The sequence below is a fragment of the Streptosporangiales bacterium genome, assembly GCA_009379955.1.
GTDB lineage: Bacteria > Actinomycetota > Actinomycetes > Streptosporangiales > WHST01 > WHST01.
This window is the reverse complement of sequence record WHST01000052.1, coordinates 1-23,482: the sequence shown is the minus strand read 5'-3', so window position 1 is coordinate 23,482 and position 23,482 is coordinate 1. Positions and strand designations below refer to the sequence as shown.

General features: G+C 71.3%; 18 protein-coding genes and 1 tRNA gene. 14 read left to right on the top strand and 5 right to left on the bottom strand.

Annotated features, from left to right (window positions below):
- Positions 1-18: 18 nt before the first annotated feature.
- The gene (locus GEV10_16555) at positions 19-3,216 is read left to right on the top strand and encodes an AAA family ATPase (GenBank protein MQA80068.1); all 3,198 of its coding nucleotides are present in this window, start codon (positions 19-21) and stop codon (positions 3,214-3,216) included.
- Positions 3,217-3,964: 748 nt separating this feature from the next.
- On the top strand, positions 3,965-4,852 hold the full coding sequence (gene nudC / locus GEV10_16550; GenBank protein ID MQA80067.1) for an NAD(+) diphosphatase: 888 nt from the start codon (positions 3,965-3,967) through the stop codon (positions 4,850-4,852).
- Positions 4,853-4,861: 9 nt separating this feature from the next.
- Here nudC and GEV10_16545 read toward each other — a convergent pair whose 3' ends face one another.
- On the bottom strand, positions 4,862-5,107 hold the full coding sequence (locus GEV10_16545; protein MQA80066.1) for a mycoredoxin: 246 nt from the start codon (positions 5,105-5,107) through the stop codon (positions 4,862-4,864).
- A gap of 199 nt (positions 5,108-5,306) precedes the next feature.
- Between GEV10_16545 and GEV10_16540 the strand changes: the two genes are divergently transcribed.
- The 3 genes from GEV10_16540 to GEV10_16530 all read left to right on the top strand — a co-directional run bounded on the left by GEV10_16540 (position 5,307) and on the right by GEV10_16530 (position 8,182).
- Positions 5,307-7,397, top strand: a complete 2,091-nt coding sequence (locus GEV10_16540; protein MQA80065.1) for an AAA family ATPase — start codon at positions 5,307-5,309, stop codon at positions 7,395-7,397.
- 130 nt (positions 7,398-7,527) lie between these two features.
- A complete protein-coding gene (locus GEV10_16535) occupies positions 7,528-7,764 on the top strand; it encodes a hypothetical protein (protein MQA80064.1) in 237 nt (78 codons plus the stop codon).
- A gap of 133 nt (positions 7,765-7,897) precedes the next feature.
- Positions 7,898-8,182, top strand: coding sequence for a WhiB family transcriptional regulator (locus GEV10_16530; protein MQA80063.1), 285 nt, complete (start codon positions 7,898-7,900; stop codon positions 8,180-8,182).
- Positions 8,183-8,504: 322 nt separating this feature from the next.
- On the opposite strand, the gene GEV10_16525 is transcribed toward GEV10_16530, so the two are convergent.
- From GEV10_16525 to GEV10_16515, 3 genes are all read right to left on the bottom strand, one after another.
- Positions 8,505-9,821, bottom strand: coding sequence for an AarF/ABC1/UbiB kinase family protein (locus tag GEV10_16525; protein ID MQA80062.1), 1,317 nt, complete (start codon positions 9,819-9,821; stop codon positions 8,505-8,507).
- Between the two features lie 24 nt (positions 9,822-9,845).
- Positions 9,846-10,862, bottom strand: a complete 1,017-nt coding sequence (locus GEV10_16520; GenBank protein MQA80061.1) for a thiamine biosynthesis protein ThiF — start codon at positions 10,860-10,862, stop codon at positions 9,846-9,848.
- A 127-nt stretch (positions 10,863-10,989) separates the two neighbouring features.
- The gene (locus GEV10_16515) at positions 10,990-11,259 is read right to left on the bottom strand and encodes a hypothetical protein (protein MQA80060.1); all 270 of its coding nucleotides are present in this window, start codon (positions 11,257-11,259) and stop codon (positions 10,990-10,992) included.
- A 960-nt stretch (positions 11,260-12,219) separates the two neighbouring features.
- Between GEV10_16515 and GEV10_16510 the strand changes: the two genes are divergently transcribed.
- Entirely contained in the window at positions 12,220-12,768 is a 549-nt protein-coding gene (locus GEV10_16510; GenBank protein MQA80059.1) for a DUF45 domain-containing protein, read from the top strand.
- A 46-nt stretch (positions 12,769-12,814) separates the two neighbouring features.
- Here GEV10_16510 and GEV10_16505 read toward each other — a convergent pair whose 3' ends face one another.
- Positions 12,815-14,170 (bottom strand): hydrolase, encoded by a 1,356-nt coding sequence (locus GEV10_16505; GenBank protein ID MQA80058.1) that lies wholly within the window; start codon positions 14,168-14,170, stop codon positions 12,815-12,817.
- Between the two features lie 121 nt (positions 14,171-14,291).
- On the opposite strand from GEV10_16505, the gene GEV10_16500 reads away from it, so the two are divergent.
- The 8 genes from GEV10_16500 (at position 14,292) to GEV10_16465 (ending at position 23,346) form a co-directional block, all read left to right on the top strand.
- Complete coding sequence (locus GEV10_16500; protein ID MQA80057.1) at positions 14,292-14,741, top strand: molybdenum cofactor biosynthesis protein MoaE; 450 nt, start codon at positions 14,292-14,294, stop codon at positions 14,739-14,741.
- A 26-nt stretch (positions 14,742-14,767) separates the two neighbouring features.
- The gene (locus GEV10_16495) at positions 14,768-15,817 is read left to right on the top strand and encodes a PDZ domain-containing protein (protein MQA80056.1); all 1,050 of its coding nucleotides are present in this window, start codon (positions 14,768-14,770) and stop codon (positions 15,815-15,817) included.
- Positions 15,818-15,878: 61 nt separating this feature from the next.
- Entirely contained in the window at positions 15,879-18,824 is a 2,946-nt protein-coding gene (locus tag GEV10_16490; GenBank protein MQA80055.1) for a UPF0182 family protein, read from the top strand.
- 90 nt (positions 18,825-18,914) lie between these two features.
- Positions 18,915-18,991: transfer RNA gene (locus GEV10_16485), tRNA-Met, on the top strand.
- A 376-nt stretch (positions 18,992-19,367) separates the two neighbouring features.
- The gene (locus tag GEV10_16480) at positions 19,368-20,051 is read left to right on the top strand and encodes an FCD domain-containing protein (GenBank protein MQA80054.1); all 684 of its coding nucleotides are present in this window, start codon (positions 19,368-19,370) and stop codon (positions 20,049-20,051) included.
- 168 nt (positions 20,052-20,219) lie between these two features.
- On the top strand, positions 20,220-21,212 hold the full coding sequence (locus GEV10_16475; protein ID MQA80053.1) for a pyruvate dehydrogenase (acetyl-transferring) E1 component subunit alpha: 993 nt from the start codon (positions 20,220-20,222) through the stop codon (positions 21,210-21,212).
- Positions 21,209-22,192, top strand: coding sequence for an alpha-ketoacid dehydrogenase subunit beta (locus GEV10_16470; protein ID MQA80052.1), 984 nt, complete (start codon positions 21,209-21,211; stop codon positions 22,190-22,192). Before GEV10_16475 ends, GEV10_16470 begins: the two co-directional genes overlap by 4 nt.
- The gene (locus GEV10_16465; protein MQA80051.1) at positions 22,189-23,346 is read left to right on the top strand and encodes a 2-oxo acid dehydrogenase subunit E2; all 1,158 of its coding nucleotides are present in this window, start codon (positions 22,189-22,191) and stop codon (positions 23,344-23,346) included. The genes GEV10_16470 and GEV10_16465 overlap by 4 nt, the downstream gene beginning before the upstream one ends.
- Positions 23,347-23,482: the final 136 nt, after the last annotated feature.

The following is a 23,482-nucleotide window of genomic DNA, read 5'->3' as shown; positions in this document are numbered from 1 at the left end:
AAGCGGGCGCGTGGGCCGATGAGCGTGACATCTCTTCCCGCGCGGTACGCGTACTCGCCGTCCGACCTCGCCCGCATGTGCGGCGCACTGCCGCCGACCCCGGAGCAGGCCGCCGTCATCGGCGCTCCGGTTGCCCCGTGCGTGGTCGTCGCGGGCGCGGGGTCTGGCAAGAGCGAGACGATGGCGCGCCGCGTCGTCTGGCTGGTCGCCAACGGCGTCGTCCGCCCCGAGCACGTGCTCGGCCTCACCTTCACCCGCAAGGCCGCGCGCGAGCTCGGGGTCAAGGTGCGGGGCTGGCTCGACCGGCTCAGGGCACTGCCGGAGTTCGGCACCCCGGCGGAGTACGAGCGGCTCGCCGGCGATCCGACGATCGCGACGTACCACGCGTACGCCGGCCGCATCTACCGCATGCACGCGCTGCGCGACGGCGCGGAGCCCGGCGCGCGCCTGGTCACCCCCGCGGTCCAGTGGCAGCTCGCCTACGGCGTCGTCGCCAGGTACGACGGCCCGATGGACGCCGTCGAGTGGGTCCCGGCGACCGTGACCGCCGCGGTGCTCGAGCTCTCCGGTGAGATGGCCGAACACCTCGTCTCGCCGTCCGACGTGCTGTTCGAGGGTGAGCGCTGGGTCGACCGCGTCGCCGCGTCGCCGAAGAACCGGTCCGCGCTGGTGACCAGGCTGTTGAAGAACCAGCTGGTCCGCACCCAGCTGCTGCCGCTGGTCGAGGGCTACCGGCGCGCGAAGCACGAGGCGGGCCTGCTCGACCACGACGACCAGATGGCGGCCGCCGCTCGCCTCGCCGTCCGTCATCCCGCCGTCGGTGGCACGGAGCGTTCGCTGTTCGCGGCCTGCCTGCTCGACGAGTTCCAGGACACCAGCCACAGCCAGCTGACCCTCCTCCGCGCGCTGTTCCCCGACGGCTTCCCCGTGATGGCCGTCGGTGACCCGGCGCAGTCGATCTACTCCTGGCGCGGGGCGACCGCGGGCAACCTGCGCAGGTTCCCCGGCGACTTCCCGCAGGCCGACGGGCGTCCGGCCACGCGGCTCGACCTGACCTGGAGCTTCCGCAACGCCGAGCGCGTCCTCGGCGTCGCCAACCGGGTCATGGAGCCGCTCGGCGCCACCGACGTCAGCCCCCGGCTGGTCCCGGCACCGGTGCTCGAGGACCCGGGCCGGGTCGAGTGCGCGCTCGTCGAGACCATCGACGACGAGGCCGCGTGGGTCGGCTCGCGCATCGCTGGGCTGCTCGACACCGGCGACCTGCACCCGCGCGAGATCGCGGTGCTCGTCCGTAAGCGCAGCCAGATCCCGCGCATCCGCGAGGCGCTCGAACGCCGTGACGTGCCCGTCGAGGTCGTCGGCCTCACCGGCCTGCTGACCGTGCCCGCTGTCGCCGACGTCGTCTCGACGCTGCGGGTGCTCCACGACCCCACCGCCAACGCGTCGCTGATCCGGCTGCTCGCGGGTGCCAGGTGGCGCATCGGCGCGCGCGACCTCGTCGCGCTCGGCCGGCGCGCCCGCCACCTCGTCCGCGCCGACCGGGAGCCGCCGGCGGCTACCGACCCGCCAGACCCGTTCGCGGGCGTCGTCATGTCCGACCTCGACCTCGGCAGCCTCGCCGACGCGCTCGACGATCCCGGTCCTGCGGCGGCGTACTCCGCGCCGGCGCACGCGAGGTTCCTCGACCTGGCCGCCGAGCTGCGGGTGCTGCGCGAGCGCGCCCACCTGCCACTGCCCGAGCTGGTCGCCGAGGTCGAGCGCACCTTGCGCCTCGACATCGAGGTCGCGGCGCGGCCCGGCGTCGACCCGCGTGCGGCGCGCGCCGAGCTCGACGCGTTCGCCGAGGAGGCCGCGAGGTTCTCCCGCGACGACGAGCGCCCGACGCTGGCGGCGTTCCTCGCCTACCTCGACGCCGCCGAGCAGCAGGAGTCGGGGCTCGAGATCCCGCAGGTCGGCGACTCCGACAGCGTCAAGGTGATGACCGTGCACGCGGCGAAGGGCCTGGAGTGGCCCGTGGTCTGCGTGCCCGGCCTCGCGAGCGGCGGCAAGGCGTCGATCTTCCCCGCCCGGGCGCAGACGTCCACGAGCTGGACCGATAACGCGCGGCTGCTGCCGTTCCCGCTGCGCGGCGACGCGCGCGACCTGCCGCGGCTCGACGGCGTGAGCAGGGACGACGCCCAGCGCTACGCCACCGCCTGCGCGGAGCGCCAGGAGGCGGAGGAGCGCCGGCTCTTCTACGTCGCGGTCACCAGGGCGCAGCGGCTGCTGTGCTGCACCGGCTACCACTGGGGTCTCGGCATCACCCCACTCGGCCCGTCGGCGTTCCTCACCGAGGTGCGCGACGTGTGCGCCGCGGGCGCGGGTGAGGTCGTGTCGTGGATCGAGGCGAAGGACGGCGACAACCCGCTGCTCGAACAACCGCTCACCGCGCCGTGGCCGTTGGAGCGCGAACCCGACGGCGAGCTCGCCGCGGGGGAGCGGCTGGTGCGCGAGGCGTCGACGACCCTGCCGATGGCGCTGCCGACCGCGGGCGACGACTGGGCGACCGACGTCGAGCTGCTGCTCGCCGAGCTGGCGCAGACCAGGCGCATCCACGAGGTGCCCGTCGAGCTGCCCGACCACCTGTCGGTGTCCGCGCTCGTCGCGCTCGCGCGCGATCCCGACCGGTTCGCCCTCGACCTGCGCCGGCCGGTCCCGCATCGGCCCGAGCCGCAGGCCAGGCGCGGCACCGCGTTCCACCGCTACCTCGAGGCGCGCTGGGGCCAGCAGCGCCTGTTCGGACCCGACGACGAGCCTGGCGCGGGCGACGCCGGCGGCGCGAGCGACGCCGAGCTCGCGGAGCTGGCCGAGAGGTTCGAGGCGAGCGCGTGGGCCGACCGCACCCCGGTCGACGTCGAGGTGCCGTTCGACATGCTCGTCGAGGGCGTGCTCGTCCGCGGCCGGATGGACGCCGTGTTCGCCGACGGCGCCGGCGGCTACGAGGTCGTCGACTGGAAGACCGGCCACCCGCCCAACGACGTCGACGAGGCGCGCAGCGCAGCCGTCCAGCTCGCCGCCTACCGGCTGGCCTGGTCACGCCTGCGCGACGTGCCGATCGATCGGGTGCACGCCGCGTTCCACTACGTCCGCACCGACGACACCGTCAGGCCCGTCGACCTGCTCGACGCCGACGGCCTGTCCGCGATGATCCGCGACCTCCCCGCCCCAGCCGAGTAAGTGTCGGTCGTGACACTGCGTCGGCCGAGGCGCCAGCATCCCACCAGTGGCTGAGGACTGACGGTGTCGGTGTCACAACGGCAGTAGTGCCTTGCGATCATGCAGAAAGCGGCGTAAGAACTGGCCTAGAAGGCTTGCTTGCCCGTTCCTGGTGATGGCGAGGGTGCAACATCGCCCTAACCGGTAGACATGTCTGGTCGGCGGTGAGTGTCTCGTTAGCCGCAGGCCTGTTGGTTTCGACCGGTTGTCAGGCGCAGGAAGTGAGCAAGCCAAGATCGACTTTGCCGTCGGCCTTCCGTTCGGCGTCGGGTAGCCCCAGCGGGAAGTGCGTCGACGTCGATGACCACCGCAACGTACGATCGGGTGGCTTCGTCGCCGGAGACTTCCGGCTCGCCAGAAGCGGCTGGCCGCGCGTCCACCGTGAGCGGGGTTCGGACGCCGCCGTCAAGATCTACTGGATTCCCTCCACACCGACCGGATGCCAGGTCTCACCGTGCACATCAGGAGGATCACCGGCACGCCCGTCACTCGGGTCGTACATCAGCGGAACCCGGCCTACACATCGGAGAACTGCGACTCGGGCTTCTATCCGTCCGCATCGCCGATCCCGTCGGCCGGCACGTGGCGGCTGACGGCCACCGCTGGCCCCGACAAGGGATGCTTCCTTCTGACCGTCGGTCCATGAGCCGAGTTCGTCCAGGCCGAGGCGCGGCTGTGCGGGCACTTCCCGGGCGTTAGGGTCGGAGCCGTGACTAGCATCGCCGGCCTGCCGTTGTCGCGTTCCGACGTCGACCGGGGGTCGTACCTCCGCGAGGACGCCGAGGCGCTCGAGGAGAGGTGGCAGGCCGACGGAACGCGCGTCCTCGTCGTCGACGACGGGCAGACCCTCGTCGAGGAGTCCGGTGCCGAGCTGGCGCTCCTCACCACGGCGGAGGCCCCGGACGGCGAGCGCTACTTCCTCGGTCATGCCGACGACCGCGCCTACTTCGCGGTGCGCGCGCCGCTGCCCGACGGTCGCGCCGGTGTGCGGGCGGGCGGGCTGCGCGAGATCGGCGTCACCCTCGGCCCGCGCGACGCGGGACTCGCCGTCCATGCTGTCGCGCTCGAACGTTGGCACGCCAACCACCAGCACTGTCCGCGCTGCGGCACCCCGACGGTCGTCGTGCAGGGCGGCAGCCAGCGTGACTGTCCCAACGACGGCAGCAGCCACTTCCCGCGGGTCGACCCCGCGGTGATCATGCTGGTGTACGACGATGACGACCGCTGCGTGCTGGCACGGCAGACGGTGTGGCCGAACGGCCGCTACTCCGTGCTCGCCGGCTTCGTCGAGCCGGGCGAGTCACTCGAACGCGCCGTCGCCCGCGAGGTAGAGGAAGAGGTCAACCTCGTCGTCGACGACGTGCGCTACGTCGCCAGCCAGCCGTGGCCGTTCCCGTCCAGCCTGATGCTGGGCTTCACGGCCAGGGTGGTCGGCGGCGAGCTGCGCCCCGACGACCACGAGATCGTCGAGGCGCGCTGGTTCAGCAGGGACGGGCTCGCCGACGCGGTCAGGGCGGGCGAGGTGCTGCCGCCCAACCGAGTGTCCATCGCGCGGCGCCTCGTCGAGAACTGGTACGGCGGCCCGCTCGAGGGCTGAGGGTGCCGGTCAGACGGTGGCGAGCTGCGCCTTGACCTGGGCGATCGACGGGTTGGTCAGCGCCGAGCCGTCCGGGAAGACCAGCGTCGGGACGGTCTGGTTGCCACCGTTGACGCTCATGACGTAGTCGGCGGCCTCGGGGTCCTGCTCGATGTCGACCTCTGCGAACGCGATGCCCTCGCGCTCCATCTGGCTCTTGAGCCGGCGGCAGTAGCCGCACCACGGCGTCGAGTACATCGTCACCTGGGCCGACATCGTCGAAGAGTCCCCTCGGGTAGGTGGGTGCTGTCGAAGGCGACAACGTCCACGCGTTGCCGAAGCTTCCCACGAGGGCCGGGCGCCCCCAGTACCAGCTACACCCCGTAGCGGCTGCCGTCCGCCGGATCGGGGACGACAGAACCGGGGTTGTGGGTGGCGGCGACGGGCGGCCGTGGCCTTTGCGAGGATGGCGGACATGGTGGCCGAGCGGGTGTTGCAGGGGCTCGATCCCGAGCAGCGCGCGGTGGCCGAGGCCGTCGAGGGCCCCGTCTGCGTGCTCGCCGGCGCGGGCACGGGCAAGACCCGTGCCATCACGCACCGCATCGCCTACGCGGTACACCGCGGCACCGTCCCCGCGGGTCAGCTGCTCGCGGTCACGTTCACGACCCGGGCGGCGGGGGAGATGCGCGGCCGGTTGCGCGCGCTCGGCGTGCCGTCCGTGCAGGCCCGCACGTTCCACTCGGCGGCGCTGCGCCAGCTGCGGTTCTTCTGGCCGCGCGTGGTGGGCGGCCCGCCGCCGCAGATCGTCGAGAGCAAGGTCAGGTTCGTGCTCGACGCCGCGCGCCGGTGCGGCCTCACCCTCGGACGCGCCGAGCTCCGCGACGTCACCGGAGAGCTGGAGTGGGCGAAGGCCGGCCAGATCCGGCCCGACCGCTACGTCCGCGAGGCCAAGCGCACCGGCCGGCGTCCGCCGGTGAGCTCGGACGACGTCGCGCGCGTGTACGCGACGTACGAGGACATCCGCGAGCAGCGCAACATGCTCGACTTCGAGTCCGTGCTCGAGCTCACCGCGGGCATGCTCGTCGAGCACACCGACGTCGCCGCGGAGGTGCACCGGCAGTACCGCCACTTCGTCGTCGACGAGTTCCAGGATGTCAACCCGCTGCAGAAGCTGCTGCTCGACGCCTGGCTCGGCGACCGGCACGATCTCTGCGTCGTCGGCGATCCCAACCAGACCATCTACTCGTTCACCGGCGCGACCCCCTCGTACCTCCTGAACTTCGCCGACGAGCACCCCGGCACCCGGCTGATCCGGCTCGAACGCGACTACCGGTCGACCCCCGAGGTCGTCCGGCTCGCCAACGCCGTCATCGACCGCGCGCGCGACCGCAACCCCGCCCACCACCTCACCCTCGTCGCCCAGCGCGAGACGGGACCCGAGCCGGAGATCGCGGCGTACGACGACGAGCAGGCCGAGGCCATGGCCGTCGCCGCCCGCGCCCGCGACCTCGTCGAGGCGGGCACCCCGCCCGCCGAGATCGGCGTGCTGTTCCGCATCAACGCCCAGTCCGAGGCGTTCGAGCAGGCCTTCGCCGAGGTCGACGTGCCGTACGTCGTCCGCGGCGCCGAGCGCTTCTTCGACCGTCCCGAGGTGCGCGAGGCGAGTGTCCTGCTCCGGGCGGCGGCGCGGTCCGACGACGACCCCGACCGGAGCCTGGCCGACCGGGTCGCCGACGTCCTCGGCGCGTCCGGGTACCGCCGGCAGGCACCCACCGGAGGCGGAGCGGCACGCGAGCGGTGGGAGTCGCTCGCGGCGCTCGTCCGCCTGTCCGCCGACCTCGCGGCCGCCGACTCCGACGCGTCGCTCGGCACCCTCGTCGCCGAGCTCGACGAGCGGTCGGCTGTCCAGCACGCCCCCACTCCCGACGGCGTGACGCTCGCCAGCCTCCACTCGGCGAAGGGCCTGGAGTGGGACGCCGTCTTCCTGGTCGGCCTGACCGACGGCACGATGCCGATCGTCTACGCCGAGACGCCCGAGCAGGTCGAGGAGGAGCGCAGGCTGCTCTACGTCGGGGTCACCAGGGCGCGGCAGCGGCTGCTGTTGTCCTGGTCGCGCGCGCGGCAGCCGGGTGGACGGGCCAACAGGGAGCCGACCCGCTTCCTCACCGGACTGATGTCGAGCGTGGGGGCGGCCCGTGAGCCGGCGGGCGCGCGCCGTGCCGTCACCCCCAAGAGCGGCCCGACACCGTGCGGCGTGTGCGGGCGCAAGCTTTCCGGCGCCGTCGAGCGCAAGCTCGGGCACTGCCTCACCTGTCCCGGCGACGTCGACGGCGACCTGTTCGCGCGACTCGTCGAATGGCGCAGGTCTGCCGCGGGCGACCAACACGTCCCGGCCTTCGTCGTCTTCACCGACGCCACGCTCACGGCGATCGCCGAGCAGCGCCCGAGCACGCACAAGGAGCTGTCCGCGGTCGCCGGAGTCGGCACCCGCAAGGTTGACCTGTACGGCCCGGCCGTCCTCGCCCTGGTGCGCGGTGAGGAGCCCGGCGTCACCTCCGCGGACTGACCGAACGCACCGTCCGGACTACGACGATGAAATGTTCGGTAATTGAGTTGCCCCCTCCCCCCTGACCCCATACGCTCTGGTGTGCGGCCATCGATGCCGCATCCGCGAGCAGCGAGTGGAGGTGGGTCCCGTGATCACGATGACGACTCTCGGCGTCACGCGTCCGACCTGCCTCGGTGGCGGTCTCGTCTCGCGTGAGCGGTACACGTTCGGTCCCGGCGCGTTCGTCGCGCCCGTCCAGATGAAGCTCGAGGGGACCGGTGTGTCCGCGGTCAGCTTCATCGACCCGTCCGTCGAGAACACCCCGGCCGCCGTCAAGGATGGCGCGGTTTCGGGCCTCCGTCCCTGGAGTCAGCATCCGGTCTAGACGAAAAGACCGGCCGCCTCTCCAGGCCGCGGAACCCGACTCCGGGATCCGCGGCCTTTTTGTTTGCCCCAACCGAAGGAACGAACCCGAAGACCCAGCACTGTCAACACCGTCACGAGGAGGTGGCAACCCGATGTCCGCGACCGTGTTCGAGCTGTTCGAGGCGCCCTTCGCCGAGGACCTCGACCTGCCGTGTCGTGCGCAAGACCCCGAGCTCTTCTTCGCCGAGTCGCCGGCCGATGTGGAGTTCGCGAAGGCGCTGTGCCGGGACTGTCCGGTACGTACGCAGTGCCTTGCCTCGGCACTCGAGCGGCGCGAGCCGTGGGGTGTCTGGGGTGGAGAGCTCTTCGTGCAGGGCGTCGTCGTACCGCGCAAGCGGCCGCGAGGACGTCCGCGCAAGTCCGAGGTGGCTGCCTGACCGGGTCGCCCGCCGACACGAAACGACCGAGATGACCAACACACAGACTGCACTGACGCCAAGGAGCATGATCATGAATTTGCTACCCCAAGAACACGCGCGAGAACGAATGCGCAGCCGCCTGGCGGAAGCCGAGCGTGAGCGCGACGCGGGACGCGTCGCAGCGCTTCGCCGGGCGGAGAACAGGGTCCGTAAGGCCCAGGCGCGTCTGGCCGTGGCCAGGCGCAGGGTGTACTGACCCGCGAAGGAAGAAGAGGAGAAGGGCCTCCCCGCCACGCAGGCGGGGAGGCCCTCGGCATTACGTTCGTGGGCGCGGGCGGCGTCAGACGGCGGGGGCGAAGCCCGGCACCCAGGTCTCGAGCTCGGCCCGGAACGGGCCCTCGGCCTCGAGCTGGCAGAGCACGCCGATGCCGCCGATCCACACCCGGTGCACGAGCAGGTAGGAGGGCGGCAGATTGAGCCGCCTGCTGAGCTCGGCGGTCGCCGACCGCGGGTCGCCGACGCGCCTCATCTGCTCGCGCATCCACTCGCGGGTGAAGCGGAACCGCTCCTGCCTGATCGGGTCGAGGAACGGCTGGAGGTAGGCGAGCAGCTCCTCGGCGTCGACCTCCTGGTCGCTGCGGACGAAGCCCTCGTCGCGCAGCCCGGCCGCGACGCTGGCGGCGTCGCCCTCGAGCCCGAGCCGCAGCACGTGGCCGATCGACGCCGGCAGGCCGTCGGGGAGGCGTGCGACGAGACCGAAGTCGAGGACGCCGAGCCGGCCGTCGGGGAGCAGCCGGAAGTTGCCCGGGTGCGGGTCAGCATGCAGCATGCGTGCCCGGCCCGGGCAGGAGAACAGCAGCCGGGCGAGGAGCAGGCCCGCCCGGTTGCGGTCGTCCTGGCTGCCCGAGGCGATGACCTTGGACAGCGGCGTGCCCTCGAGCCAGCTGCTCACGAGGACGTGGCCGCGCTGGTCGACGACGTCGGGGATGACGATGTCGGGGTCGGTGGCGTACGTCTCGGCGAACCGGCGCTGGGCCTCGGCCTCGCGGGCGTAGTCGAGCTCCTCGGCCACCCGCTCGCGCAGCTCGTCGATCAGCGGGCGGACCTCGATGCCGGGGATGATCGAGCTGAACAGCCGGCCCATGCGGCTGAGCTGGGCGAGGTCGCTGAGCAGCGCGGGACCGGCACCGGGGTACTGCACCTTGACGGCCACCTCGCGGCCGTCGGACCACACGGCCCGGTGGACCTGGCCGATCGACGCCGCGGCGGCGGGTCTGTCGTCGAACTCGGTGAACAGCTCGCGCCAGCCGTCGCCGAGGTGCTCGGCGAGAACCCCGTGGATCGTCGCCGTGGGCATCGGCGGCGCCGCCTCCTGCAGCCGGGTCAGCGTCGCGCGGTACGGGCCGGCGAGCTCCGGCGGGATCGCGGCCTCGAGCACCGAGAGTGCCTGGCCGAATTTCATGGCCCCGCCCTTGAGCTGGCCGAGCACCTTGAACAGCTGCTCGGCGGTGCGCCGCTGGACCTCCGCCGCGACGGCGTCGGCGGACTGGCCGCCGATGCGCCGGCCGAGGCCGAGCGCGGTGCGACCGGCGTAGCCGAGCGGCACCGAGGCCAGCTTGGCAGTGCGGGTCAGCGCCCAGCGCGGGAGATCGTTCACGCCTCCATTCTGCCGGGTCGGCCGTCAGACCGCGGGCTCGGTGCATGCGCAGTCCGGATGAGGGGACCAGGTGCGACGGCGCCAGCGCCAATCGTTCATCGACAGTTCCAGCGAGCCGTTGACCGTGAGGGGGCGTCGCGACTCGTCGATGAGCGCGAGCACCTCGTGCGCGGCCCAGCAGGCGACAGCGGTGGCGAGGACGGTGTCGCAGGCGTCGATCGTGGTCGGGGTCGCCGCGGCGAGCTGCGCCGCGACCACCGGCCAGCCGGGATCGCGGTCGGTGCGGTGCAGGTCGAGGCAGCGCAGGCACGCCGACCGGCCGGGGAGGACGAACGCGCCGACCAGGCCGGTGGTCTCGCGGACCGCCGCGACGAGGTGTGGCACCCGCTCGCGGGCGAGGCCGTCGCGGACCCGTGGATCCGTCGCGGCCGCGCCGGTCAGGACCACCGCGACCAGCTGGCCTGCCGGCGGGCCCGCCTCGGCCGCGTAGGACGCGAGGAGGTCGCCGACGACCTCGTCGCGTCGCCGGCCGAGCTCGGCCATCGGCAGGGCCCCCGGCGCGCAGTCGCCTGGCTGGCAGATGCCGCCGTCGACCACGTGGATCGCGCCGACACCGGCGGCGGCGAGCAGTGTCGCCACGGTCGTGCCGACCCGGCCCGCGCCGTGGACGGCGACCGCGGATCCCCGGCGGCGCCGGAGCAGGCCGAGCCCGCCGTCGGCCGCGCCGGACAGCAGCGACATTGCGGCGAGGTCGGGAGCGAGGCGTTCGCGATGGGTGCGGCTCAGACCGGGGAGCGGCGCAGTGCTGGCCACCGCGTCGTCGAGCAGACCGGCACCCGACAGCAGGGTGAGCAGGCCGCCGTGGTCGGCACCGGCACTGCCGGCGCGGGGCTCGCGGGTGCCGTCGAGGACGTCGAGGAGTTCGACGACGTCGTCGTCGCAGCCGGACAGCACGACGGCTCGGGAGGGGTCGAGGCCGATCTGCACGGTGGCGGGTCCGCGCCAGATGCGGCGCAGGGCAGGTTTCAGAACGGGGCGCATGCCGCGAGCGTGTCACCGCGGATGTGGTTGTGGCAGGTGCGCGGGCCAAGTTGTGGACAGCGGCCGGACCGGTTCGGACGCTTCTCCGCGGGCGACTACCGCCCGCCGGGCGCCGTGCTCTGAAGACTCAGCCGTCGGTCTCGGACTGCTGGTTCGCCCGGCGCGCCCGAGAGGTGGCGATCCTTCCCAGCAGGACGAATCCCACGACGACCAGGATCAACGCCATGGAGCCGAGCAGGACCAGGCCGAACAGGCCTGCGCCGGGGGCCTCTGCGCCGCCGCCGATGTACAGGCGTACCGCCTGGACGAGAACCACCGCGCCGAAGACGAAGGCGAGCACGGTCGCCAGTGCGAGCGCGCGTCCTCGCCGCTTCTGGTCCTCCAGGTCCACCGTCACCACCAGATCGTCTCACGACCGGCGGAGCGGCTGACCCCCGTCGGTCGGGCATGGCGACGGCCTGGGGCGGAACGGGTGTCCCGGCCCCAGGCCGTGTCGATCATCGCTCTGTCGCGACCCGGCCGCCGAAGGTCGACGGACGGCGTCGCATGGTCTCGAGAAGCGTTACGTCATGCCTTGCCGAGGATGCGGTTGAGCTTGGTCCCGCAGACGGGACACGTGCCCTTCGCCATGCGACGGCCGTTCGTCTCGACGACCTCGCCCTCGAAGTCCCGCTTCTCCTTGCACTTGACGCAGTATGCGTCGCCCTTGTAGGTCTCGGCCACGAACCTCTCCTCGTCGTCGGCGCCTGGTCACCCAGGCGGTGGAACCGGCCTCACCATACGGCAGAGGGGCCTGGCAGCCGTGGAGGAGCCCGTCCGAGGGCCGGAGATGTCGCGAGGTCCTCGGGGCCGACACGCCCGTCCGCCTTCCCCTCGCGAACGGTTGTGCGGCCCCGGGGACCTCGTCCGTCACGACGTTAGGAACGGTTCGGGCGGCCGTCAACCTACCGTCACCCACACCTGTGGATAACCCTGTGGACGACGTGGGGACCGCTCGGCGTGCCGCTGTGGAAGGCGACGTGACGACCTGTGCACAAGGCCACGAGAGCCCGTCAGTAATCGCTCTGACCTGCGGAAACGCTGTACACCGGGTGTGGAGGAAAGAAATCTCGCCGGGGCCGGCCGTCTCTGGCGACGCGTGTCCGCATGCGGACACGCGTCGGCCTGTGGGCAACGCGGACCCGTCGGCGCCGTGGGTTAGCGTCGTGCCGTGAACTCCGGAGAGGCCACCCCGCAGCCCCTCGCCGGCGCCTCGTCGGGGCGCTGGCGGGTCGAGGTGCGCAGGTCCCGTCGCCGGCGACGCACCGTGCAGGCGTACCTACGCGACGACACGGTCGTCGTGCTGCTACCGGCACGCATGACCAAGGCCGAGGAGCGGTTCTGGGTGGCCGAGATGGTCGGCAAACTGGAACGCCAGGAGGACAAAAGGGACAAACGCCGTAGTCGGGGGGACGATGACCTGTTGGCCCGGGCGACGCGGCTGTCCGACCGCTACCTCGGCGGTCGCGCGCGTCCGGACGAGGTCCGCTGGGTCGGCAACCAGAACGACCGCTGGGGCTCCTGCACGCCGGCGCACCGGTCGATCCGGCTGTCCGACCGGCTCCGCGACATGCCGGCATGGGTGTCCGACTACGTCCTGGTGCACGAGCTGGCCCACCTCCTGGAGCCCGGGCACGGCCCGGAGTTCTGGCGGCTCGTCGCCGCGTACCCGAAGACCGAGCGCGCCCGTGGCTACCTCGAGGGCGTCTGCGCCGCCGCCGGCCTGACCCTCACCGACGGCGACGACACCGACGTCGCTCGCGGTGCGCGGCCCGAACCCCACGACGTGCCGATGGGCCCGCCGGCACCCCACGCCCACCGTCGCGCCCCCCGGGTCAGTGCCGGCGACCAGGACGAGTTGTGGTGACCCGGGGGGGACGACGAGGTGCGCCGTCGCCCCCGGCCTGGCGCGACTAGCGCGACTCGTCGCCGTCCGACTCGCCATCTCCGTCGCCGGGGGTCTCCTCGTCCCAGCCGAGCTGGGAGAGATCGGAGAAGCCCTCCAGCTCCGAGGAACCGGTGACGAACGCGTCGGGGTTCTCGAGGTCGTCGGCGTCGGGCAGCAGGTCGGGGTGGGCCCACAGCGCATCGCGCCCGTCGACGCCGCGCGCCTCGGTCAGCGTGCTCCACAGGCTCGCGGCCTCGCGCATGCGGCGGGGTCGCAGCTCGAGCCCGACGAGGGCGGCGAGGGTGCGCTCGGCGGGACCGCCGGTCGCGCGGCGGCGGCGTACGGCCTCGGCCAGGGGAGTGGCGGACGGCATCCGGTCGTGGGTGGCGGCCGACACCACGGTGTCGACCCATCCCTCGACCAGCGCGAGCATCGTCTCGAGCCGGCGCAGCGCGGTCTTCTGCTCCGGAGTGTTCGCGACGTCGTCGCCGTCGAACAGTCCCTCCGACAGCGCGCGCTGCAGCGCCTCAGGGTTGCTCAGGTCGATCTGCCCGACGACCTCCTCGAGGCGGGAGGTGTCGACGTCGATGCCCTTGGCGTACTCCTCGACCGCGCCGAGCAGCCGCGCGGGCAGCCACGGCGCGTGGACGAACAGCCGTTGGTGCGCGGCCTCGCGCAGTGACAGGTAGAGGCGCACGTCGTCGCTCCCGACACCGAGCCCCTCGCCGAACGCCTGGACGTTCGCCGGCAGCAGCGCCGCCGTGCCGGCCTGGGCCAGCGGCAGCCCGATGTCCGACGCGCTCAGCACCTCTCCGGCGAGCCCGCCGACCGCCTGGCCGACCTGGCTGCCGAACATGATGCCGCCCATCTGCCGCACCATGCCGAGCATCGGGCCGGCATGCTGCCGCATCTCCTCAGGGATCACCGAGCCCATGCTGTCGGCCATGCGCGCGACGACGGGATCGCACAGGCGCGACCATGTCGGCAGCGTCGCCTCGACCCACTCGGCCTTGCTCCACGCCTCGACCTTGGTGCAGCCGGACGGGAGAGCGGTCACGTCGTCGAGCCAGACGTCCGCGAGCCTGATCGAGTCGGCCAGCTCCCGCTTGTCGCGGTCGAGCACCGACGAGTCACCCGCCGCGGATACCGCTTGCCTGGCGGTCTGCTTCGCGAGGTCCCAGTTGACCGGGCCCTGGCTGGGGTTGGACATCGCCTGGGCGAAGCCCTGGAGCACCTGGGCGAACTGCTCGGGGCTCGCGCCGCCGAACATCGCCGCGAACGGGTTGTCCTGGCCGCCCGCAGGATCCGGGGTCTTGCCTGAGTCCTTGCCGTCGTCGGGCTCGTCGTCGCGAGGGCCGTCGATGGGGTTGTCGCCGCTCATCGCCTCGTACCCACTCCCACTGCTTGGTTTGCCGACGTTCCGGCAACGCTATCTCCCGTACGCCTCCGCTGGTGGAGCGGATGTTCGCCTTGCGCGTAGCCGGTGGCGTACTGTCGCGAGCATGGACACGCCGCCGGATTCCCGACGCGCCGACGTGGTGCGGCTGGTCGACATCCGCGACGTGCCCCTGTCGGTCGACGAGGTCGACGCGGTGGTCGCCGACCGGTCGGCCGGCGGGGTCGTCGTGTTCGTCGGCACCGTCCGCACCAGGGACCTCGGCCGGGAGGTCACGCGGCTGGAGTACGCGGCGCATCCGACGGCGCTCGACCAGCTCAGGCAGGTCACCGAGAAGGTCGCGGCCGACGTGCCGGTACGCGCCCTCGCGGCCGTCCACCGGGTCGGCTCGCTGGAGATCGGCGACATCGCGGTGGTCGTGGCGGCGTCCGCCGAGCACCGCGGGGAGGCGTTCACGGCCGCGCAGCGCCTGATCGACGATCTGAAGGCCCAGGTACCGATCTGGAAACGGCAGGATTTCGGCGACGGCACATCCGAATGGGTCGGTTCGCCGTAGCGCCGCCGACAATCTAGGCTCTGGTCATGGTTGGTCGGCTCGTGACGCTCCTCGTCTCCGGCGTCCTCGTCGTCCTGCTCGCCGCCACCGGCTGGTTCATGCCGGTTCCGTACGTCCGTGAGGCGCCCGGACCCACGTACGACACCCTCGGATCGGTCGAGGGCAAGCAGGTGGTGTCGATCGGCGGGCACAAGACGTACCCCGTGAGCGGCCACCTCAACATGACCACGGTCTCCGTGATCGGCGGGCCGGGCAACCAGCCGAGCCTTGGGCAGGTCCTGACCGGGTGGGCCGATCCGCGGGTCGCCGTCGTGCCGCAGGAGCTCTACTACCCCGAGGGCACGACGAGGAAAGAGGTCGAGGAGCGCAGTGCCGAGCAGTTCGAGAACTCCGAGAGCTACGGTACGGTCGCGGCCCTCCGGCATGTCGGCGTCCCGGTGACCGAGCACGTCGTCGTCTCCTCGGTCGAGAAGGGCCGCCCCGCGGAGGGCAAGCTGCACGCCGGCGACCGGATCAAGGCCATCGACGGCACGCGCACAACGGACGCCGAGGCCGTCCAGAAGCGGATGAGCGGGCACCAGGTGGGCGACACGGTGCGCTTCACCGTAGAGCGCAAGAAGAAGCAGGTCGACGTGTCGGTACGCACGGTCAAGGCGCCCGACGACGAGAAGCGGCCGATCGTCGGCATCATCCTCGGGAGCGACTTCACCTACCCGGTGAAGGTGACGATCCGCCTGCAGAACGTCGGTGGCCCCTCGGCGGGCCTGATGTTCGCGCTTGCGGTCGTCGACCGGATGACGGAGGGGCCGCTGACCGGCGGCAGGTTCGTGGCGGGCACCGGCACGATGGACCCCGCCGGCAAGGTCGGCGCCATCGGCGGCATCACGCAGAAGATGATCGCCGCCGAGAAGAAGGGCGCCACGGTGTTCCTCACACCCGCCGACAACTGTGCCGAAGCGAGCAAGACCCGCCCGGACGGCCTTCGACTGGTGAAGGTCGAGACCCTCGACGACGCCGTCTCGTCGTTGGACGCGCTGCGTACCGGGCGGGGCAAGGTGTCACCATGTGCGCGGTGAGTGAAGTCACGGTAGCCGGAGCGACCGGAGACCGGACCGTAGTTCGGATGGGGTGGATGCTGTGACCTATGCGGCCGGTGGACGTCGATTGAAGACGTCCAGACGGGCTCGAGGAATTCTGATAGCCCTCGCCGTGGCGATCGCCGTGGTGATCCTCCTCGTCGTGTTCACCCACATCTGGACCAACGTCCTGTGGTACCGCTCGATCGGTTTCGGCGGTGTGTACGGACGCGTCATCGGCACGCAGGTCGCGCTGTTCGGCGCGGGTGTCCTCCTGCTCGGAGGTGTCGTCTTCCTGAGCCTGGCGATCGCCAGGCGGTTGCGACCGCGGGTAGTGCCGAACACTCCCGACCAGCAGTTGCTCGCGCGCTACCGCGGTGTCTTCGACCCGCACTCGGGCAAGGTGGCGCTCGTCATCGCCGCCCTGGTCGGCCTCATCGGCGGGTTGACGGTCGAGGGCAACTGGAAGACGGTCCTGGCGTTCCTGAACCGTACCCCGTTCGGGCAGACCGATCCCCAGTTCGGCATGGACGCGAGTTTCTACGTCTTCACGTATCCGTTCGTGCGGCTGCTGCTCGGCTTCGGGTTCGCTGCGATGGTCCTGGCGTTCCTCGCGGCCGCGGTCGCCCACTACCTGTACGGCGGCCTGCGGGTCGCCGGCCGCGGCGGCCAGGTCAGCGTGGGCGCCCGCGCCCACCTCGGCATCATCGTCGGGCTGTTCATGCTCCTCAAGGCCGTGGCGTACTGGATGGACCGGTACGGCCTGGTGCACTCCGACCGCGGCATCACGACCGGCGCGTCCTACACCGACATCCATGCCGTGTTGCCGGCGAAGACGATCCTCGCGGCCATCGCGCTGATCTGCGCGGTGCTGTTCTTCGTCAGCGCGCTACGGCGTGGCCTGCTGTTCGCCGGCCTGAGCCTCGGCTTGCTGGTCCTCTCCGCGATCCTCGTCGGCGGCGCCTACCCGGCCGTGATCCAGCAGTTCCAGGTCAAGCCGAACCAGGAGGCCAGGGAACGCTCGTCCATCGAACGAAATATCAAGAGCACACGCACGGCGTACGGGTTGGATACGGCCGAAGTCACGAGCTACGACGCCCGCAGCGACGTCACGCGGAACCAGACGAGCAGCCGTGACAACACCGACAACATCCGGCTCGTCGACCCCAACGTCGTGTCGAAGACGTTCCAGCAGCTGCAGCAGATCCGCGGCTTCTACAGCTTCCCCGAGGCACTCGACGTCGACAGGTACGAGATCGACGGCGAGGAGCGCACGTCGATCGCGGCCGTCCGTGAGCTGCCCGCGCCACCGGAGGACCGCCAGGGACAGTGGCTCGTCGAGCGCCTGCAGTACACCCACGGCTACGGATTCGTCGCCGCCGAGGGCAACGCCGTCGACAACGAGGGCAAGCCGGTGTGGCAGTCGAGCGACATCCCGACCAAGGGCGACCTGGGCAAGTTCGAGCCGCGCATCTACTTCGGCGAGCAGGTGCCGGAGTACTCGATCGTCGGCGCTCCCAAGGGCACCCCGCCGCAGGAGTTCGACTACGCCAAGGAAGGCGGCAGCGGCCAGCAGCGGAACACCTACTCCGGCGACGGCGGCGTCGACATCGGATCGTTCGCGAACCGGCTGCTCTACGCGATCCAGTTCCAGGACTACAACATCCTGTTCTCCGGCGACATCAACGACGACTCGCAGATCCTGTATGACCGGTCGCCGCGCGACCGGGTCGAGAAGGCCGCGCCGTTCCTCACCCTCGACGGTGACCCGTACGCAGCCGTGGTCGACGGACGCATCCAGTGGATCGTCGACGGCTACACCACCACCGAGAACTACCCGTACGCCCAGCGCACGTCGCTCGGCGAGGCGACCCAGGACAGCCTGACAGGGACCAACGCGCGGACGGCGCAGCCGAACGACGAGGTCAACTACATCCGCAACTCGGTGAAGGCGACCGTCGACGCGTACAGCGGCAAGGTCACCCTCTACGCGTGGGATGCGAAGGACCCGATCCTCAAGACCTGGCAGGGCGTGTTCGGCAACACCGTTCGTCCCGCGTCGGAGATGAGCGACGAGCTGCGGGCGCACGTCCGGTACCCGGCGGACATGTTCAAGGCGCAGCGCGAGATGCTGAGCCGCTACCACGTGACCGACCCGGGCGCGTTCTACGGCGGTCAGGACTTCTGGGGCGTCCCCAACGACCCGACGACGGCGGGCGACAACGACGTCGCGCAGCCGCCGTACTACCTGATGACGCGCATGCCGGGCGACGACGAATCGGTCTTCTCGCTGACCTCGACCCTGGTGCCGAGAAACAGACCCAACCTCGCCGCGTTCGTCACCGTGTCGAGCGACCCCGACAAGGAGTACGGCAAGTTACGTGCACTCCGCTTACCACCGAACACCGCCGTGCCTGGACCAGGCACGATCCAGGGCAACTTCGAGTCGTACGCACCGGCGTCGAGCGAGCTGAACCTGCTGAGACGCGGCGGCTCGACGGTCAGATACGGCAACCTGTTGACGCTGCCGTACGGGGGTGGCCTGCTCTACGTGGAGCCGGTCTACGTCCAGGCGGCCGCCGGTGAGTCGTACCCGCTGCTGCAACGCGTCCTGGTGTCGTTCGGCTCCAAGATCGGCTACGCGCCCACGCTCGACGAGGCCCTCGAGCAGGTGCTCGGCGGCGAGTCGAAGGGCGAAGAGGAGGAGAAGGGCAAGGGTGAGGAGGAGAAGACCGGCGACCTCCGCGCCCAGCTGACCAAGGCCCTCGCGGACGCGCAGGATGCGTACCAGGAGGGTCAGACTGCCCTGAAGTCCAACGACTTCGCGGCCTACGGCGAGGCGCAGAAGCGGCTGAAGTCGGCACTGGACAAGGCCGAAGGACTGCAGAAACAGCTGGGCGTCTCGCCCTCGCCCACCCCGAGTCCGCGGCCGACCAGCACCACCAGCGGCCGTCCGTCGCCCGCGACCAGCACGGGAGGCCGAGGCAGTCCGAGCCCTTCACCGTGACCCGGCGAATCGGGTCGGGCGGGCTCGTCACGGGCTCGCCCACCCCGATTTGGCCCCTTCACGCCGCGTGCACTATGGTTGAGAGACCGACGCGGGGTGGAGCAGTTCGGTAGCTCGCTGGGCTCATAACCCAGAGGTCGCAGGTTCAAATCCTGCCCCCGCTACCACGTAAGTGCAGGTCAGAGGCCCTTTTCCGATGGGAGAGGGCCTCTGTCACGTCGCGGCTGTAGCCACATCGGTAGTCAAGGCTCCTCGCCGGGGCGCTCGGCGAGGAGACCTGTCGAAACGCGTGAGACGCGGTGAGCCATCTGAGTCGGTTCGGGACGACCCTTGCCGGGTGCGTTGCCCGCCGATCGCAAGTCTTATGCAAGGGCCGCGTGGGGTCTGCGCGACTCCCCGACGGCGTGCCTCAACAGGAGTATCCGGACCGCCCTCGCTGGGTCGACGACTCCAGGCCTGCATGGCGCGGGAGGTAGGTACTCACCTGCATAACGTGAACCTCGTTTGAGAGCTCCATGTCGGAATGTGTTCGTCACCCTGCAAATGTTACTTTGGCGTCCTCGGCGAACGAAGGGGCTGGCAGTGACGGTGTCGACGGACTCGTTGTCGTTGACCGACCAGGCGCACGGCCGGCTCCGGGCCGACATCATCGAGGGGCGGATCAGGCCCAACCAGCGGCTGGTCGCCACCGAACTCGCGGAGCGGATGCAGGTCTCGCGCACCCCCGTCCGCGAGGCGTTGAAGCTGCTCGCAGCCGACGGACTGGTCGTCGGCGCCAAGCGCGGCTACGTGGTGCGGGAGCACACCGGTGCGGAGATCCGCGAGATCTACGAGGTGCGTGCGGCACTCGAGGCCATGGCCGCGAGGCTCGTGGCGCAGCGGGCCGGTGACGAGCGGATCGAGGCCATCGTCGCCATCGGTGCGTGCGACGAGGGTCTCGCTGAGGCGGACCGGTCGGTGCTGGTCGAGCTGAACAGCAGGTTCCACGACGCCATCGTCGCCGGGTCGGGCAACGGCAGGCTCGGGGAGCTCAACGGCAGGAACAGCGAGCACTTCTTCAGCTACCGCATCGCCGCCCTCTACACCGACGCCGAGGCGCTCGCCTCCGTGCGCGGACACGGCAGGATCGTGCGGGCCCTCCTCGACAGGGACCAGGACGCGGCCGCGGACGCCGCTCGCGAGCACGTGCTCGAGGCGCTCGACGTCGTGTTGAGCAAGCTGCGCTGACGTGACGGGGCTGCGCCCCGCCGGCCGGCCCCAGACTTGTCAGCGTCCATCATTGCATGCAGCATTGTATCCATGACTGTGAGCTTCCGCTTCCCGGCGACCGGGGAGCCCGTGGCTCCGTCGAGGATGCTGTCTCCTGACGGAACGCTGTGTGTCGACGAGCCCTCGATGACCGATGAGGCGGTGCTCGACGCGCTGCGGTACATGACGCTTGCCCGGACGTTCGACGAGCGGGCCACCAGCCTGCAGCGGCAGGGACGGTTCGGCACGTTCTCCTCCGTGCGCGGGCAGGAGGCGTCGGTGGTCGGGTCGGCGAGCGCCCTCGACCCGTCCCGCGACTGGATCGTGCCGCAGTATCGGGAGCTGCCCGCGCTGTTGCGGCACGGCCTGCCGCTGGAGAACTTCGCTCTCTACTTCATGGGGCATCCGGACGGGGGAGCCATCCCTGACGGAGTGAGGACGCTGCCGATCCAGATCTCGCTCGCCGCGCAGCTGCCCCAGGCGGTCGGGCTCGCCTGGGGACTGCGCACGCAGGGTGGGGACGGCGTCGTCGTTACCTACTTCGGCGACGGTGCGTCCTCCGAGGGCGACTTCCACGAGAGCCTCAACCTCGCCGGCGTCACCCGCGCGCCTGTGGTCTTCTTCCTGCAGAACAACGGCTGGGCGATCTCGACTCCGCGCGCCGCGCAGACCGCCGCGCGGACGCTCGCGGAGCGCGCGCCCGGTTACGGCGTCGAGGGTGTGCTCGTCGACGGCAACGATCTGCTCGCCGTCCACCAGGTGACCGCGGCGGCGGTCGCCCGTGCCCGTGCCGGTGGCGGGCCCACCCTGGTCGAGTCGCTGACCTGGCGAGCCGGGGCACACAACACCGCCGACGACCCGACCCGTTACGTCGAGCCCGGCGAGGATCGGGAATGGGCGGACCGCGACCCCGTGGCCAGGGTGGAGCGCTACCTGCGTGCTCGCGGCGCGCTCGACGACGCCGGCCATGAGCGGCTTGCCGCGGAGTGCGCGGCCGAGGTCGAGCGCGCGCTGACGGTCGCGTTCGAGACACCGGATGCAGGGGCGGCGTCGCTGTTCGACCACGTGCACGCAGACCCGCCGACCCGTCTGGTCGAGCAGCGGGCGGCGTGGGTCGCGAGGCAGGAGGGCATGGCATGACGACGCGGACGATGGTCGAGAGCATCAGGGAGTGCCTGCGCCAGGAGATGGAGCTCGACGAACGCGTCATGGTGCTCGGCGAGGACGTCGGCAGGCTCGGCGGCGTGTTCCGTGCCACCGAGGGCCTGCTCGACCGCTTCGGCGGCGAGCGGGTGGTGGATATGCCGGTTGCCGAGGGGGCGATCGTCGGCGCGGGCATCGGCCTGGCGATCAGTGGGCTGCGGCCGGTGGTCGAGATCCAGTTCCTCGGCTTCGGGCACCAGGCGTTCCACCAGATCGGCCAGCAGGCCGCGCGGCTGCGTTACCGGTCACAGGGCCGGTACGGGGTGCCGCTGGTGATCCGTGCGCCGTTCGGTGGTGGGGTGAGGACGCCCGAGATGCACTCGGACGCGTTCGAGGCGCTCTACGCCCATGCCCCTGGACTCACCGTGGTCGCGCCCGCGACGGCCTACGACGCGAAAGGCATGCTCGCCGAGGCGATCGCGAGCGATGACCCCGTGCTGTTCCTCGAGCCGCTGAAGGGCTACCGCCTCGTCCGCGACGATGTGCCCGACGAGCGCTACCGGGTCGGTTTCGGCAAGGCGCGGGTGGTGCGGCAGGGCGACGACGTCACGCTGGTCGCGTGGTCGGCGGCCATCGCCGTGGCGGAGCGAGCCGCCGACGAGCTCGCGGCCGGGGGCATCGGCGCCGAGGTGGTCGACCTGCGTTCGCTCGTGCCGCTCGACACCGACACCGTCAGGGACTCGGTCGCCCGCACCGGAAGGGTGGCCATCGTGCAGGAGGCGCCGTTCACCGGCGGGTTCGCCGCGGAGCTCACCGCGACCATCCAGCAGGAGTGCTTCTACGAGCTCGAGGCGCCGATCCTGCGGATCACCGCGCCTGACACGCCGTACCCGCTTGCCGGCGTCGAGGACCTGTACGTACCCGACGTCGACCGGGTGGTCGCCGAGGTCGGCGCGCTGATGGCGGTTCCGGCATGAGTGACGCGACGGAGTTCCTGCTGCCGGACGTCGGTGAGGGCATCGCGGAGGCCGAGCTCGTCGAGTGGCTGGTGGGTGTCGGTGACACGGTCGCCGCCGACCAGGCCATCGTCGTCGTGGAGACGGACAAGTCGCAGGTGGAGCTGCCGGCGCCGGTCGCGGGCACTGTGATGCAGCTCGGCGCGGCCGTCGGCGACGTCGTCGAGGTGGGCGCGCTGCTGACCCGCATCGCCACGGGCAGCATGGGAAGCAGCGGCAGTGCCGCGCAACCCGTACGACGGCGTGCGCTGGCGAGTCCGAGCGTGCGCAAGCGCGCATTGCGCCTTGGCGTCGACCTCGCCGATGTCGTGGGCACGGGACCGCGTGGACGGGTGCTCGCCGCCGACCTGGACACGGTCGAAGGCGCGCCGACACCGGAACCCGCACCAGAGCCAGTCGTGACGCCGGCGTCGGGCAAGGACGACAAGGTCGTCGAGCTGCACGGGGTACGACGGCAGGTCGCGCGGTCCATGACCGAGGCGCTGCGCATCCCGCACATCACCGAGTTCCGCGAGGTCGACGCGACGGCGTTACTCGCGGCCAGGGAAGCATTGCGGCCACGGCTGGAGCGCGACGGGTTGCGGCTGACCATGCTGCCGCTGCTGGTACGTGTCTGCGCCTGGGCGCTTGCCCGTCACCCGTCGATGAACGCACGCTTCGACGCCGAGAACGAGCGCCTCACCCAGTGCGGCTCCGTGGGTCTCGGCATCGCCACCGCAACCGACGACGGCCTGATCGTGCCCGTGCTGCACGACGCCGACCGGAGGTCACTGCGCGACACCGTGAGCGAACTCGACCGTCTCGTCGAAGCCGCACGCGCACGCACCGCGCGACCTGCCGACCTGGCTGCGGGCTCGTGCACGTTGAGCAACTTCGGGTCGCTCGGCACCTGGCTGGGTACGCCGGTGATCCGGCCACCAGAGGTGGCGATCATCGGCTTCGGCCGCGTCACGGAGAAGGTCGTCGCTGTCGACGGCGTTCCCGTGGTGCGTCCGGTACTTCCGGTCGTCGCGGCGACCGACCACAGGGTCAACGACGGCGCCCACCTCGCGGCGCTCGTCGGAGACCTCGCGGCGGTGGTCGAGCAACCGTTGCTGCTGCTCGACGAGAACTGACCAACCTATGAGGTCGAAGTCAAGTCCGGGCTTGAGGTGAGCTTGGGCATGGTGGGCTGGCTCACCGGCTGGATGCCGCTGAGCTTGGTCGTGGGTGGATGGTGGTGCGTCGCTGCGGGCGGTGCCTCGCGCCCGT